This is a genomic window from Paenibacillus sp. W4I10 (genome assembly GCF_030816325.1).
Classification (GTDB): Bacteria; Bacillota; Bacilli; order Paenibacillales; family Paenibacillaceae; genus Paenibacillus; species Paenibacillus amylolyticus_B.
The window spans coordinates 2,533,042-2,547,041 of record NZ_JAUSXX010000001.1 but is presented as its reverse complement, the minus strand read 5'-3'; the positions used below and the strand labels follow the sequence as shown (position 1 = coordinate 2,547,041).

General features: G+C 45.7%; 16 protein-coding genes. 14 read left to right on the top strand and 2 right to left on the bottom strand.

Going from position 1 to position 14,000, the window contains the following annotated elements; translation table 11 throughout:
- Positions 1-15: 15 nt before the first annotated feature.
- The 9 genes from QF049_RS11125 to QF049_RS11085 all read left to right on the top strand — a co-directional run bounded on the left by QF049_RS11125 (position 16) and on the right by QF049_RS11085 (position 9,160).
- Complete coding sequence (locus QF049_RS11125) at positions 16-1,332, top strand: ABC transporter substrate-binding protein (RefSeq protein WP_307537391.1); 1,317 nt, start codon at positions 16-18, stop codon at positions 1,330-1,332.
- 209 nt (positions 1,333-1,541) lie between these two features.
- On the top strand, positions 1,542-2,423 hold the full coding sequence (locus tag QF049_RS11120) for a carbohydrate ABC transporter permease (RefSeq protein WP_076249702.1): 882 nt from the start codon (positions 1,542-1,544) through the stop codon (positions 2,421-2,423).
- Positions 2,424-2,439: 16 nt separating this feature from the next.
- Entirely contained in the window at positions 2,440-3,336 is an 897-nt protein-coding gene (locus tag QF049_RS11115; RefSeq protein ID WP_373428229.1) for a carbohydrate ABC transporter permease, read from the top strand.
- Positions 3,337-3,521: 185 nt separating this feature from the next.
- Entirely contained in the window at positions 3,522-4,070 is a 549-nt protein-coding gene (locus QF049_RS11110; protein WP_124114201.1) for a glutathione peroxidase, read from the top strand.
- An 80-nt stretch (positions 4,071-4,150) separates the two neighbouring features.
- Positions 4,151-4,999 carry an AraC family transcriptional regulator gene (locus QF049_RS11105; RefSeq protein WP_307543203.1) on the top strand — a complete coding sequence of 283 codons (849 nt, stop codon included), beginning with the start codon at positions 4,151-4,153 and terminating at the stop codon, positions 4,997-4,999.
- A gap of 136 nt (positions 5,000-5,135) precedes the next feature.
- Entirely contained in the window at positions 5,136-5,390 is a 255-nt protein-coding gene (locus QF049_RS11100) for a hypothetical protein (RefSeq protein ID WP_307537387.1), read from the top strand.
- Positions 5,391-5,536: 146 nt separating this feature from the next.
- Positions 5,537-6,136, top strand: a complete 600-nt coding sequence (locus tag QF049_RS11095) for a nitroreductase family protein (protein ID WP_036670536.1) — start codon at positions 5,537-5,539, stop codon at positions 6,134-6,136.
- A gap of 93 nt (positions 6,137-6,229) precedes the next feature.
- A complete protein-coding gene (locus QF049_RS11090) occupies positions 6,230-7,861 on the top strand; it encodes an S-layer homology domain-containing protein (protein ID WP_307537384.1) in 1,632 nt (543 codons plus the stop codon).
- A 381-nt stretch (positions 7,862-8,242) separates the two neighbouring features.
- Positions 8,243-9,160, top strand: coding sequence for an NAD(P)/FAD-dependent oxidoreductase (locus tag QF049_RS11085; RefSeq protein WP_307537382.1), 918 nt, complete (start codon positions 8,243-8,245; stop codon positions 9,158-9,160).
- A gap of 121 nt (positions 9,161-9,281) precedes the next feature.
- Here the strand turns inward: QF049_RS11085 and QF049_RS11080 are convergent, their stop codons facing one another.
- Positions 9,282-9,491 (bottom strand): hypothetical protein, encoded by a 210-nt coding sequence (locus tag QF049_RS11080; protein WP_091017011.1) that lies wholly within the window; start codon positions 9,489-9,491, stop codon positions 9,282-9,284.
- A gap of 248 nt (positions 9,492-9,739) precedes the next feature.
- Here QF049_RS11080 and QF049_RS11075 point away from each other — a divergent pair, with 248 nt between their 5' ends.
- The 5 genes from QF049_RS11075 (at position 9,740) to QF049_RS11055 (ending at position 13,076) form a co-directional block, all read left to right on the top strand.
- Positions 9,740-10,093, top strand: a complete 354-nt coding sequence (locus QF049_RS11075) for a DUF3243 domain-containing protein (RefSeq protein ID WP_091017009.1) — start codon at positions 9,740-9,742, stop codon at positions 10,091-10,093.
- 293 nt (positions 10,094-10,386) lie between these two features.
- On the top strand, positions 10,387-10,953 hold the full coding sequence (locus QF049_RS11070) for a hypothetical protein (protein ID WP_036609022.1): 567 nt from the start codon (positions 10,387-10,389) through the stop codon (positions 10,951-10,953).
- A gap of 157 nt (positions 10,954-11,110) precedes the next feature.
- On the top strand, positions 11,111-11,968 hold the full coding sequence (gene cyoE, locus QF049_RS11065) for a heme o synthase (RefSeq protein ID WP_307537378.1): 858 nt from the start codon (positions 11,111-11,113) through the stop codon (positions 11,966-11,968).
- Between the two features lie 388 nt (positions 11,969-12,356).
- A complete protein-coding gene (locus QF049_RS11060; RefSeq protein WP_307537376.1) occupies positions 12,357-12,839 on the top strand; it encodes a tetratricopeptide repeat protein in 483 nt (160 codons plus the stop codon).
- Between the two features lie 30 nt (positions 12,840-12,869).
- Positions 12,870-13,076 (top strand): hypothetical protein, encoded by a 207-nt coding sequence (locus QF049_RS11055; protein ID WP_307537374.1) that lies wholly within the window; start codon positions 12,870-12,872, stop codon positions 13,074-13,076.
- 40 nt (positions 13,077-13,116) lie between these two features.
- Here QF049_RS11055 and QF049_RS11050 read toward each other — a convergent pair whose 3' ends face one another.
- Positions 13,117-13,992 carry a LysR family transcriptional regulator gene (locus tag QF049_RS11050; protein ID WP_307543201.1) on the bottom strand — a complete coding sequence of 292 codons (876 nt, stop codon included), beginning with the start codon at positions 13,990-13,992 and terminating at the stop codon, positions 13,117-13,119.
- Between the last annotated feature and the right edge of the window lie 8 nt (positions 13,993-14,000).

Here is a 14,000-nt window from a genome sequence, read left to right as displayed (position 1 = left end):
AGGTCATGTGACCAGATGAGAATCAAAAAAGGATTAACGGGATTAATCGTAGGTGCGCTGATGCTGGGCTTGCTTGCCGGCTGTGTAGGTAAAAATGAGACGAACGGTGGAGATAACGGAGGTGGAGCGGCAGGGGGGAAAGTGAAGCTCACCATGTGGGGGGCGGTGCCGCCTGAGAATGGTCCACAGGAGGTGGTAGATACCTGGAATGCGGAGCATCCTGATATTCAGGTGGAATATGTGCGGTTTGTGAATGATGATGATGGCAACCTGAAGCTGGATACGGCGCTGTCCACCGGGCAGAACGTCGATCTGTATGTCAACTACACCCTCACAAATCTGGATAAACGCATCAAGGGTGGGACAGCACTGGATCTGGGCGAGTTCACCGATTACAACATTGATGAGAAAATGGGAGAAGACGCGGCATCGTGGAAAGTAGACGGCAAATATTACGGTATGCCAACCAAGAAAAATGCGGCCTTTTTCGCACTAAATATGAAAGCGCTTGATCAGGCCGGACTGAGCGTTCCAACAGCCTGGACTTGGGATGAGGCCCGTGAATATGCACTCAAGCTGAAGGCTTCTGGTTTCAAGTACGGATTGGTGCAGCATACCGCTTCCTATGTAGACCCGCTCGATTCCGTTCTGGTGAAGAACGGCTATGTTAAGGCAGACGGTACTTCCAACCTTGATGATCCACTTGTTACCAAATGGCTGGAGACATTGAACGGAATGATGAAGGAGGATGCAACCACCCCTCCGCTCGGAGAGCAGTTGACTTCCAAAATGCCGGTGGAAAACATGTTCCTTGGCGGTGAGTCTGCCATGATTAACATCGGCGAATGGCTGATCCGTACATCAAACAATATGACCGAGTTCCCGCGGGATTGGAAAATCGCCTTTGCCCCTGTACCGAGACTGGCTGCACAAGAAGCAGATATGGTGAAGAGTGGAGGACTTGGTGACTTTATTGCAATCAATTCCAAGTCAAAAAATAAAGAAGCCGCATGGGAGTTCCTGAAATGGTACGCCGATGGGGGAATGATGCCGATGGCTGCGGGTGGACGTTTGCCTTCCTCTAATGCGGTTGATCAACAGACTGCCATTGATCATCTGCTGGGCGATTATGCCGATTCTTATGATAAGGAGTCACTGGAATTTGTGTTGTATGGTGACGAGACACCTACGTTTGTCCGCAGCATTGCGCAGGAAGTGGTTGATCTGCGTGCACAGGAGTATGAAAAGTTCTTCCTCGGTAACCAGACTGCCGAAGTAACGGTACAGAACATGGTCAAACGCCATAATGACTGGCTGAAGCAGAATCAATAGAATGCAAAAGTAATAAGTCCAAAGACCGTCCCTAATGGGGCGGTTTTTTGTATATAAGTAATAGAACAATTCCATGTTGTTTTCCTCCCGAAAGTCACTGCCGAAATACATAGTTCTGTGATATCAGGTACAGGGTTATGTTCCTTAAATGTTAGAGGACATCTTGTTATGCTTAATTCCAGAACAGATGTTAAGGAGTGGGGGAGCATATGCATAAATCCTGGATGAAACGGCAGAGCAGGCTCGGGTATCTGTTTATTGGGCCCAATATGATTGGCGTGCTGTTGTTTTTTATTATACCGGCTGTCTATTCGTTCTATCTCATGTTCACTGATTACAAATTCATGAGCCCGGAGACGAATTTCGTAGGGCTGGACAATATCCGCCGGATGTTGAATGATGATCTGTTTGGCGTGGCGCTGCGAAATACATTTGTATTTCTGTTAGCGGTTCCGGTATCGATGGGGTTGGCATTTATCGTGGCGGTGGCGCTGAACAAGTCGGTGTATTGGCAAAAAACGCTGCGTGCCCTCTATTTCATGCCCTATATCACCAGCGGTGTTGCCATCGCCTTTGTCTGGATGCTGCTGTTCCAGCCAACGTCGGGGCCGATTAACGGTTTTTTGCGCGGGATTGGTATTACGAATCCACCCGGCTGGTTATCAACAACTGAATGGTCCATGTATGCGATTGATATCATCTGGATCTGGTTCATGTTGGGTTACAACATGATTATTTATCTGGCCGCTTTGCAGGAAATTCCGGAGGAATTGATTGAGGCTGCACGGATTGATGGAGCCCGTCCTTGGCAGACGATACGCCAAGTGATTTGGCCTCTTGTGAGTCCAACGACCTTTTTGCTGCTGATCACGGGGCTGATTATGACCATCAAGAACTTTGGTATCATTCAAGCGATTACCCAGGGTGGGCCGGGGAACAGTACAACCGTCCTGTCGCTGTTTATCTACCAGAATGCCTTCCGCTACTACGAGATGGGCTACGCTGCTGCCATTAGCTGGGCGCTCTTTGCCATCATTATGGTCTTCACTGTATTGCAGTGGCTTGGTCAGAAACGTTGGGTTCACTACTAGGAGAGGAGGGATCGTTATGGAGAAACAGATTGCCGCGAATGCGAAGCCCACAGCTCCACATTCACCTAAAGTTAAAGTCCGCATGGAGTCCTTGAGCCAGATTCGAAAAATCATATTGACACTTCTGATGTCCGGGTTTGCCCTGCTGATGATTATGCCGTTCATCTGGATGATCAGCACATCGTTCAAATCTCCTGCGGACGTATTCACCTATCCCATCCAGTGGATACCCTCCAGCCTGAACTGGGAGCATCATATTAAGGTCTGGAGCGGAGCGGATACTTTTGCCACCTATTATCTGAACTCGTTGAAAATATCGCTAATTAGCACGATCGGAGCTGTATTTCTCTCGGCTTTTGCAGCTTATGGCTTCGCACGGATTCAATTCAAAGGCCGGGAGACATTGTTCCTGATCTATCTCTCGATGATGATGGTGCCACCGCAGGTGCTCTTTGTACCGAAGTTCCTGATGTTTGAATGGGTCGGCATATATAATACGCATTGGGCATTGATCCTGCCGGGAATGTTCACGATCTTTGGGGTGTTTATGCTGCGGCAATTCTTCCTGTCAGTGCCTTCAGAGATCTCGGAAGCGGCGTTCATCGACGGTGCTGGACACTTGCGTATATTCTTCAGACTGATTCTGCCCTTGGCGAAGCCTGCGCTGGCTACGCTGGCGATCATCGATTTCTCCTGGCACTGGAATGACTATGAAAATGCGCTAGTGTTCCTGATCGACAAAGATCTTTACACCGTGCCGCTCGGACTGCAGAACTTTATTCTGGAGAATAATGTGGATTATAACGGCATGATGGCCGCTGCCACGGCAGGCATTATTCCGATGATCATTGTTTTCCTGGTGGGGCAGCATTACATTATTCAAGGCGTGGCCGGAAGTGCCGTGAAGGGCTGAAGCTGTTACCACTGCAATCTATCATATAACCCTTTTGCTGAACGAAGAGATTTTCGCGGCAGAAGGGTTTTCTGTTGAAGGGAGAATAACGATTTTTCCGCAATACAATAGTTCAAACTTCGTATATAATATAAAATCATATGATGCTCTATGACTACATAACTATCGCGAGGTGCACTAGACTTATGCCAACCATCTATGACTTTACCGTAACCAGAACCAGTGGAGAACGTTTCCCACTCTATCAATATGAAGGAAAGCCTGTGCTCATCGTAAACACTGCAAGTAAATGTAAGTATACGCATCAGTTCGATGACATGCAGAAGCTGTATGACCAGTACAAGGATCAAGGGCTTCAGATTATTGGTTTCCCGTGTAACCAGTTTGCAGAGCAAGAGCCTGGAAGCAGTTCGGAAGCGGAATCCTTTTGTCAGATTAACTATGGTGTGAAATTTCCGATGTTCTCTAAACTGGATGTGAATGGAGAAGCGGCGCACCCGCTCTACGACTTTTTGAAAAGATCAGGGCCTTTTACTGGCTTTGATGAAACAGATATACAGGCCAAATTATTGAAATTAATGGTGGCTGAGAAGGCACCGGAATGGTTACACGGCGATGCAATCAAATGGAATTTCACGAAATTCCTGATTGATGCAGAGGGTCGTGTGGTCAGACGCTTCGAACCGATCGATTCCATCGACGAGATTCAAGAGAGTATTAAACAGCTTCTATAATTTCACTTTCATATATCCTACAGGGGCATGACACAAATCGTTTCCCTCTTCCGAACAGGAGGTGCATGAATGTGCCGAGCATGATGCAATTTAGTGCTTCACTGGAGTATAGTTACCGATCCACCAGCACGTTTAACCCAGGCAAGTCAGATGGATTCCATTCACATCCACATTATGAGATTTATTATTTTCATGACGGAGAATGTACCTATATCATAGGAGATCGGGTATATAATCTGGAGCCGGGTGATCTGGTGTTAATGCATGGCTTGACCCTTCACCGACCACATCCGAAGCCAGGCAGTGCTTACGAGCGAAGCACACTGCATTTTGATCCGTCTGCCATTCGCAGCAGCCTGCATCCGGACCGTATGGCTGAGGTCCTGAGACCATTTGAAGAACTCAGAAACTGTCGGGTAAATCTGAAGGGAAATAACCGCTCTGAATTCGAAGCTCTATTGCATGATCTTCATCGTCTTTCTCAAAGTCAGAGCAATTTCAGGCAAGAGCGAATGAATGTCAGACTGTGTGATCTGTTGTATTTTGTAGCAGAGATCTGCCAGGGTGATGTCCAGGAACAACTTCCCTCATCGGAGAGGGAGCGGCATGTCCAACACATTATTCGTTATGTGGATACCCATTATATGAAGGACATTGGTCTGGATGATCTGGCACTGGAATTACATCTATCCAAGCCATATCTGGCAGGTATGTTCAAGGAAATGACAGGTTTGACAATATTCAAATACCTGTATGACCGTCGCATCAATCAGGCGAAGCTTTTGTTTCAGTTCCAGCCCGAGATCACCGTGACAGAAGCAAGTCGATTGTCCGGTTTCAAACGCCTTTCGCATTTTAGTCGGATGTTCAAACAAAGTGTGGGATGTTCGCCTGATCTGTACCGTACCCAATTGCATCGCCAATCATAGAAGTCGTCTTTGAGCTGACCAGCTTGTCTGGTTGGCTTTTTTTGTTGATTTTCGTTTGAGGAATGCATCCCACTGTGTTTAGAGGACACGCAGAACAGGTAAAGAAAGGTAATGAACCCAGAGGAGGCGAATATGAATGAAACAGCGCACACCGGATCAGAATAACAGCGATACCCAACAGGAACAATCCCATGACAATCCTGAACAATATAAGACAGAGCACGAAAGTCTGCTCGACCGACATGAAGAAGAACAGACTGTAGATCCAATTCCGATGGAAGATCTGAATATGGAAGCTCAGGAAGAGAAGAATAAAGATCAGACAAAAAGTAACTCGTCTACGGAAGAGAAATACCGGGCGGATTATCGCAAAAAGACGGGCGAAGGATAATTCCAATTGTTGTTTTGGGCAAACTTGTTGAAATATTTTCGGTGAATGTATATTTAGTGAAAATAAATTAGTTTGTTGACTAATGTAGGTTACTATATTATAGTTACTATGTTGGCAGTTGAAAAAAATTTGGGAGGCGAATAAGAATGACAACTTTTTTTGATGCGTTGAAAAACAGAAGATCTTATTATGGAATCAGCAAGGAATCTACAATTTCGGATGCTAAAATCCAGGAAATCGTAGAAGAAGCGGTGAAATATACACCAACTTCTTTTAACTCACAAACATCCCGTGCCGTTGTATTGCTCGGTGAACAACATGATAAATTGTGGAATCACACAGAAGAAATTTTGCGTGAAGTAGTAGGCAATGAAGAAGCCTTCAAATCCACAGCAGAAAAAATGACTGGATTCCGCAGCGGATATGGTACGGTTCTCTTCTTTGAAGACAACAATGCGATCGCACAGCTTCAACAAAATTTTGCAGCTTATGCAGATAACTTCCCAATCTGGGCTAACCAATCCAACGGCATGTTGCAATTGGTAATCTGGACTGCTCTGGAACAAGAAGGTCTGGGTGCATCTTTGCAGCACTACAACCCGTTGATTGACGAGAAAGTGAAGCAAGAATGGAACATTCCTGAGAACTGGAGATTGATCGCTCAAATGCCATTTGGTAAACCAACGGCAGCACCGGGTGAGAAAGAATTCCAACCAATTGAAGAGCGCGTAAAAGTACACAAGTAAGCTTCGCATTCCCAACATTTAACCACATACGGCCTCGCTTCAATTTGATACGATGATAGTTGATCGTAATCCAATGAAGCGAGGCTTTTTAATGTGAATAATAGATTAAAAGACATAACGAACCAACGGATATGGAAAATGGCTTTATGCGGGTTATTAACACTTGGATCGGTGGCTGGATACGGCTCTATTGTTCAGGCTGCAACCGTGCAGCAACAGTTTCAGGATACACGCACCAGTTATGCGAAGGATGCCATTACACATCTGGTGGATAAAGGCATTGCTGCCGGTACGTCAGAGACTACGTTTGAACCGAAGAAAGCTGTTACTCGTGCAGAATTTGCGACGTTTGCGGTGAGATTACTAGGTTTGAAGCCCGTTAAAAATAATATAAATCCCTATCAGGATATAAGCATGAATGCTTGGTATTACGGCAACGTTGCCGCCATGACGAATCTTTTTATTCTGGAGGGTAAGGGTCAGGGAACGTTCCAGCCTAATGCTTCCATTACGCGCGAAGAAGCGGCTGCCCTTCTTGTTCGAATGTTGAAACAACAACCCATAGAGACATCACTCTTATCTTCAACGTATTTTGACGCAGCGGATATCTCGGACTGGGCACGTCCTTATGTGCAGACGGTATATCAACTTGGACTAATGCGGGGAAGAGGAGGCGTGTTTCGACCACATGACCAGGTAACGCGAGAAGAAGCAGCCGTAATGCTCGATGCCATTTTACAAAAAAAAACATGGTCTGAGCAATTAAAACGTGGGGATGAACTTGGCGTTCAGTTGGGCTGGCAATATAACTCCACTACAGCTGAATTCAAGAAGCAAGTGGAACAGTCTGAGGTCAATACGCTTGTCCCACGCTGGTTTTTCCTGAACAGCAGTATGAAAGTAACGGATCACGCAGACCCGGCATTGATCTCCTGGGCATCCGCCACCGACAGGCAGCTATGGCCATTACTTGGGAATCGTTCCGATTCGGCACTTACCCATCAGATGTTATCCAGCTCAGCCAACCGAGCGGCAGTGATCTCACAGGTAGCCGCTTATGTCAAAACCTATAAACTGGACGGCATTAATGTGGACTTCGAGAATGTTGATCCAGCGGACCGTGAAGGTCTGACGGCATTTGTCACCTCCTTGACGGCTACGTTGCACGCACTGGGTGCAGTTGTTTCTGTGGATGTATCGCCAGACCTGGGTACTGATTGGACGGATGCATTTGATTATGCCAAACTGGGCGCTGTATCGGATTATATGGTGCTGATGGGATACGAGGAACACTGGAACGGTGATCCGAAAGCAGGATCAGTGGCTTCTCTTCCATGGGTGGAAAAGGCTTTGGATACCATGCTCTCCGAGGTGGTACGTGCTAAAACAATTTTGGCCCTTCCGCTGTATACACGAGACTGGTCTTCAGTGAATCCAGCAACCAGCTCTTGGGACATTACATTGGCAGACCAGGGAATGCGTGCGCATGCTACGGGATCTGTAAGACGATGGGATGCAAGTCTGGTTCAATATATTATCGGGTACAACAGTAATGATAAGCCAAGATATATATGGGCAGAGGACAGTCGTTCGTTATCAGCCAAAGTGTTAATGAGTGAGCAACGGCAAATCGCTGGACTGGCTTACTGGTATATGGGCGGCGAAACAGCCGATGTATGGAACGCCATTTCAAATGCTTCGCGATTTGAATCGTATAACTTCTAAATATTCATGAATTGGATAGACTCAAGCGAACCGGGATGCTGCCGGATGGTTTGGGTCTGTTTGTTTTGGTATAAGATAAGCAATATGAGGAATCGTTTAAGCTTGGCTGAACGGTTTAATGTATAGAAGGACAAATAGTATATATTGAACTAAACATTTACACAAAACGGAGAGGACAGAACGAAGCTGAAGAAGCGAAGCGTGCGCCTAAAGCTTTCTGAAAGAAAGCTGCATCGAAAGCATACGCTTATCACCGGATTTAACCTTTGTAAAAGATAAAAAAAATCTGGGGATAACAGCGATCGGAAGGTTGTTCTGTCATCGGAGTGACCAGTGTGAATATTTGTTAGTTCAATATTATAGTTTAGGAGGAGAAGGAGCATGCGAGAGGTTGATTGCATAATTGTAGGTGGAGGGCTCGCAGGGCTTCAGGCAGCCATTCAGCTTGGACGTTATTCAGCTCATCAGGTGTTGGTAATCGACGCGGGAGAAGGCAGATCGACGTTGTGCCGGACTTATCATAATATCCTCGGTTTCCCCGATGGGGTATCCGGTGAAGAGCTTAGAGAACGAGGCAGGATGCAGGCAGAGCGGACCGGTGTATCTTTTGAGAAAGACCGTATTGTTAAAGCAGGACGTCATGGAGAGAAGATCCAATTGTTCGGTACTTCAGGAACTGAATATAGGAGCAAAACCGTGTTATTGGCAACGGGGCTCACAGATAGAGTTCCAGATATTCCGGGATTAACTCCGACGCTGGGCCGTACAGTCTATGTCTGCCCTGATTGCGATGGTTATGAGATTCAGGATCAACGTACGGTACTATTGGGATCTGGCGAACCAGGTGCCAATATGGCGATGATTTTAATTCAGCGTACGAATGATCTGTTATATATCAATCATGAGCAGGCTCCCATATCTGCAGAGGTGCATCGCAGCATGAAAGAGGCGGGAGTTCGTTATCTGGAAGCGGCTGTTCAGGAAGTACAACAGATTGAGGATGGCCATATCACCGGTGTTCTGACCGAAGATGGACAGATTTTTGAGTCGGAGCGTGGATTTATCGCATTTGGAGGCAACCGGGTACACTATGAACTGGCGGAGCAGCTTGGAGCTGTAATCGCAGATAATAAACATGTAGAAGCTGATCCACGCAGCTTGCAGGCAGCGACAAATGTTTGGATTGCCGGGGATCTGGGCCTGCACGCAGAACAAGCAACCGTTGCGATGGGTGAAGGTTCCATTGCCGCGATCTGGATTCATAAGGCGTTACAGCAGATGACAAAGGATTCACGTTGAATTTCACCTTCAAATATGAGGTTGATTATTTAATTGTTCATTACCAAAAAGTCCTCCCAAGCCATACATGTGGCAGGAGGACTTTTTGAGCTGTCTTTTGCTAGGGAGAAAAGGATTACGCTTATTTGTCTGATGAATCCGTTGACTTGGAAGAAGATGTCTTATCCTTCGAGTCATGGGAGAAGTCTTTGCGAATGTTGTCCACGATATCGCCAACCACGCCTTCGATCATATCGGTTGGTCCGGGATTATTTTTGTCTGGATGGATAACGGTATTCACTCCTGGTTCAAGTTCATCATTTTTCTTCTCATGTTTGGTTTTATCACGCATGGGATATCCCTCCTGGTTCAATATTGTATAAGGTGTTCATTAACATATCCAAACACCGTTACGTATATGTAAACGATTAACCGCTGTAGTTCTTTTGAAACGCGTATTTGCTCATATCATAGAAGATATATACAGAAGTGAACGTGCTGATTAAACTTCTGCAATACGTTTATATTATAGATAACCAATGAGTATTAAGTTTAAAGCTTAATATCAATAAACAAACTATTATACAGGAGGTTATTCAAATGAATGAAGAAAATCATGTAATCCATAAAGATGGCCAAGTTTCAACGGACAAGGTGGACAATGCAATTGAGAAGATTGCGCCGGAAGAAAGAGAACAGATTTTACAGAACTTTGATGCATTCAAAGAATACCTAGGTAAACGAATTGCGATGGGCGAGTCTATCGGATTAAGTGAAGAACAGATGGCTAAAATTGCCCAGAAAGTAGCTGACCATCTGGCTGCGAACGAAGAGCCTCGTAACCGTGAAGAAAAGTTGCTTCAGGAGCTGTGGAATGTCGGCAAGGAAGATGAACGCCACATGCTGGCTCATATGCTCGTTCGTTTGGCACAAGACTCCACAACCAATCATTAAAATTAACATGTATGCATAAGCATAATATTCATGAACAAACATAAGAATCTTATGCTAGTCAATAACCTCTGAATGGCGATGCCTTCAGGGGTTATTGCCGTTTACGGAGACTACAGACACGAGTGATGACGCACATTGTAACTATTTTTAATCTGGCTGATACTTTTATAATCCCTGTTCCAAGTATGATAGGAAAAGAAAGAACGTTGGAATCGATAGTTCACATGAGCGTTTGAGAAGGAAGACTTCCGGTTAAGGAATAGTAACGTTCATATTAAGGAGAGATGTTACCTATGAAGAACGCGACAAAACAATGGAAACTAGGAATGATCGGTGCAGTTGTTGCTTTACTTGGCATGATTGTGCTGACTACATATTTACTTACCCCTGCGAATGCTCAAGGTAGTACGGACGCTCAACAACCTTCTGCGAAAGAAGCTCAGGTTGCAAACTCCGAGATGTTTACAGCCTATGTTGAAGGTATGCATATAGAAGACGGCAAATTGTTTATGACAGTGGACAAGATTGGCTGGTATCAGGGTGAAGAAGCCGATGCGATTTTTGCACAGCGCAATCCGGAAGCAGGTATAGACGGTGCTCCAGATGGTTACTATATTGTCAATGACAGCAAAGAGCAGGAGCAGGTTGAGGTTAGTGCCAATGCTGAAGTATTGATGCAGTTGTATGATCGGGATGGTACGATGCAGGGCGCAGACATTCAGTGGAATGAACCCGTGACATTATCCAAGTTCGAATCGTTGTATGAGAATACCCGTATTCTTGATCTGTCCGTATTCCCGTATCATCTGACGGTGCAGGACGGAAAAGTTACTAAAATTGTACAACAATACATCCCATAAAATAAGATGAAATTCATCATTCAAGCATTCCTCCTGTTCATTGGAACGGTGAGGGATGCTTTTTGGTTATGACAAATTCATGAAAGCGATTGTAATTAATGGTAGGTACATGTATCATTATTGGAATGGCGTTTTTACATAGTTCAGGAGGAGCCTCATGCTTAAAGACATGATTGCATTAACTAAGCCCGGACTTCTAAGGTTAAATGTGTTTGCGGTGGCGGTAGGATTCTGGGTAGCTTCAAAATGGGATATTGCATGGTTATCTCTGCTCATGGTCGTGATTGGATCAACCTTGGTTATTGCTTCAGCTTGTGTAATCAACAATTATTGGGATCGTGAATTGGACCAAAAGATGGAGCGCACCAAAAAAAGGATGGATTACATTAACCATCTGAAGCCAGGGTTTGTACTTGGCTATGGCATTATCCTTGGTGTTGTGGGACTAGCAGTACTATATCTCCTGGTGAATCCGTTATCAGGCTGGATGGCACTGCTTGGGTGGTTCGCTTACATCGTGATTTACACGATGTGGTTGAAACGCAGTTCAACGTGGAGCACGTCGCTGGGTGGAATTGCGGGAGCGATGCCTCCTGTCATCGGTTATACTTCTGTAACCAATGAGATTGATGCAGGTGCCTGGTTGCTGTTCGCGCTTTTGTTCTTGTGGCAACCACCACACTTCTGGTCATTGGGTATTCGCCGGGTAGAGGAGTATCGTGCTGCGGGCTTCCCGTTATTGCCAGTGGTTAAAGGGGTGAAACGCACCAAGTTTCAGATGATTCCTTATGTTTTTCTGCTGCTTCCTGCTGTATTTCTGTTGTATTATTACGACTACGTAGGTCTGGTATTTCTGATTGTATCTCTGGTCGGTGGATTGATCTGGTTCGTGCATACACTTAGCGGACTGAAGACACAGGATGATGAGAAGTGGGCAAAAGTGAACTTTCTGATCTCGGTTAATTATCTCATGCTCGTATTTATTGTCATGGTAGCGAATACGGTATGGTCTTAATTAGACGATGAACAGATCATTTTTCAGAGAGATTTCAGCTTAAGCTATATAAATTGAACTAAACATTTACACAAAACGGAGAGGACAGAAAGAACCTGAAGAAGCGAAAGCGTTCGCCTTTATCCCCGGCTTTTCACCTTTGTTAAAATGATTCGAAAAATCCGGGGATAACAGCGATCGGAAGGTTGTTCTGTCATCGAAGTGTCCAGTGGAAATATGCTTTAGTCCATTTTTTATAACAGGCTGCATCGAATGAAAAAGCACACTATGGAATAGCGTTTGGACAACCTTGAGTTGTTACAACATATTCTCTGGGGTGCTTTTTTGGTATAATAAAACAATTGAATCATATATGTGGAAATTATAATGCAAGATGGGAAGTGACAGCATGAGTAATTTGGAACAGGCCGTAAGATGGAGACAAGAAGGTAAGGTGCAGGAAGCGATTGAACTACTGCAAGAGATTACAGTCCAGGAACCCGAGAATGCGAATGTCTGGTATCAGCTCGCTTGGGCGCATGATTCGCTTGGGTTAGAGCGAGAAGCTGTTCCGCATTATGAGAAGGCACTGAGTCTTGGACTTTCTGGCGAGGACAGGGTAGGTGCAATACTCGGACTAGGCAGTACATATCGAACGCTTGGACAGTATGAGCAGGCAAAGGTTTGGTTTGAAAAAGGCATGAAAGAATTCCCGGCGTACCGGGAATTTGAGGTTTTCTATGCCATGGTGCTCTATAATCTGGGTGAACATGCAGAAGCGATGCAACGATTGCTCGTGCAACTTGCGGACACATCAAGTGACAAGAGAATCAATGACTATAACCGAGCCATCCGTTACTACGCAGATCAGCTGGATCGGGTGTGGGAATAGATCGAATACGCAGAAAAGGGAGATGGATGAATGAGCTCCAATCAAGATCTGAAACAGGTGAATGAAAGGTTGGATCAAATTGAGAAAAAGCTGGATAACCTGGGAGGTAGCCAGCAGAACAAACACTCACCTGGCGTGCGCTTCCTAATTGGTTTTGGCATCACGATTGCGGTTATATTTATACTGCTGCTGACTCTTGGTGTTATACAATTTGTGAGTAACGTGAGTAACGGATAGAAAAAGTCGATCATGACGACAGGTAGTGAGTTCTCCAAAGTTACATAGCCGGGCCGAGCCACTGTTGCACCTCTTCAATAAACCGCCGCGTAGCGGGCGATAGATTAACCAAAGACGGGCAGGCCATGCCAATCGTACGATAAGGATCTCCAGTTAGTGGCACGAGCGCGAGCGAATCAGTATGATTTTGAAGAACCATTTCCGGAAGCAAACTGATACCGAGGCCATTACGGACCATCGCCATGATGGCTTGATCTTCTGCGACTTCATAGACGACATTAAGCTTGGCTGCATGCTGCCGGATCAGTCGTTCAATCTCGTTATCTCCGCCCCATTTGGGCAGAATAAAGGGTTGCTCCAACAGAATATCAAATGAAACAGACTCCTCTGAGGCGAGAGGATGATCCAGAGGCAGGATGCACATCATCCTGTCTTTTTGCAATGGGATCGTCTCAAAAGGTGATGAATCGCCGAGGGACAGAAATCCGAGATCGATGGCGCCTCCAGCCAGCCAGCCCTCAATCTCAGCATAATCGCCTTCCCACAGCTTGATCTCAATTCCCGGGTGACGCAGGCGAAATTGTTTCAGGATGCCCGGCAACCATTGTGTGGAGACACTGGCGAAAGTACCAATACGCACGGTACCAATCTCTGCACCGCGAATGAGGGAGATTTCCTGGTTCATCAGTTCCGTCCAGCGCAGAATCTCACGGGTGTATCCCAGAATGCGTTCGCCTTCAGCGGTAACACGCACACCGGAGCGGCCGCGATGGAGCAGTGAAAAACCACATTCTGTCTCCAGACTGGCAATGGCATGGCTGACTGCGGATTGGGTGATATTCAGCGCTTCAGCTGCTTTGGTGAGACTGCCATATTCCACAACGGTATTCAATATTTCGTATTTGATCAGCGACATAAATGGTC

Excerpts from the sequence above, each read along its gene's own strand:
- QF049_RS11125 (WP_307537391.1), top strand. The coding sequence starts at position 16 with ATGAGAATCAAAAAAGGATTAACGGGATTAATCGTAGGTGCGCTGATG.
- QF049_RS11120 (WP_076249702.1), top strand. The coding sequence starts at position 1,542 with ATGCATAAATCCTGGATGAAACGGCAGAGCAGGCTCGGGTATCTGTTT.
- QF049_RS11115 (WP_373428229.1), top strand. The coding sequence starts at position 2,440 with ATGGAGAAACAGATTGCCGCGAATGCGAAGCCCACAGCTCCACATTCA.
- QF049_RS11110 (WP_124114201.1), top strand. The coding sequence starts at position 3,522 with ATGCCAACCATCTATGACTTTACCGTAACCAGAACCAGTGGAGAACGT.
- QF049_RS11105 (WP_307543203.1), top strand. The coding sequence starts at position 4,151 with ATGATGCAATTTAGTGCTTCACTGGAGTATAGTTACCGATCCACCAGC.
- QF049_RS11100 (WP_307537387.1), top strand. The coding sequence starts at position 5,136 with ATGAAACAGCGCACACCGGATCAGAATAACAGCGATACCCAACAGGAA.
- QF049_RS11095 (WP_036670536.1), top strand. The coding sequence starts at position 5,537 with ATGACAACTTTTTTTGATGCGTTGAAAAACAGAAGATCTTATTATGGA.
- QF049_RS11085 (WP_307537382.1), top strand. The coding sequence starts at position 8,243 with ATGCGAGAGGTTGATTGCATAATTGTAGGTGGAGGGCTCGCAGGGCTT.
- QF049_RS11080 (WP_091017011.1), bottom strand. The coding sequence starts at position 9,491 with ATGCGTGATAAAACCAAACATGAGAAGAAAAATGATGAACTTGAACCA.
- QF049_RS11075 (WP_091017009.1), top strand. The coding sequence starts at position 9,740 with ATGAATGAAGAAAATCATGTAATCCATAAAGATGGCCAAGTTTCAACG.
- QF049_RS11070 (WP_036609022.1), top strand. The coding sequence starts at position 10,387 with ATGAAGAACGCGACAAAACAATGGAAACTAGGAATGATCGGTGCAGTT.
- cyoE (WP_307537378.1), top strand. The coding sequence starts at position 11,111 with ATGCTTAAAGACATGATTGCATTAACTAAGCCCGGACTTCTAAGGTTA.
- QF049_RS11060 (WP_307537376.1), top strand. The coding sequence starts at position 12,357 with ATGAGTAATTTGGAACAGGCCGTAAGATGGAGACAAGAAGGTAAGGTG.
- QF049_RS11055 (WP_307537374.1), top strand. The coding sequence starts at position 12,870 with ATGAGCTCCAATCAAGATCTGAAACAGGTGAATGAAAGGTTGGATCAA.
- QF049_RS11050 (WP_307543201.1), bottom strand. The coding sequence starts at position 13,992 with ATGTCGCTGATCAAATACGAAATATTGAATACCGTTGTGGAATATGGC.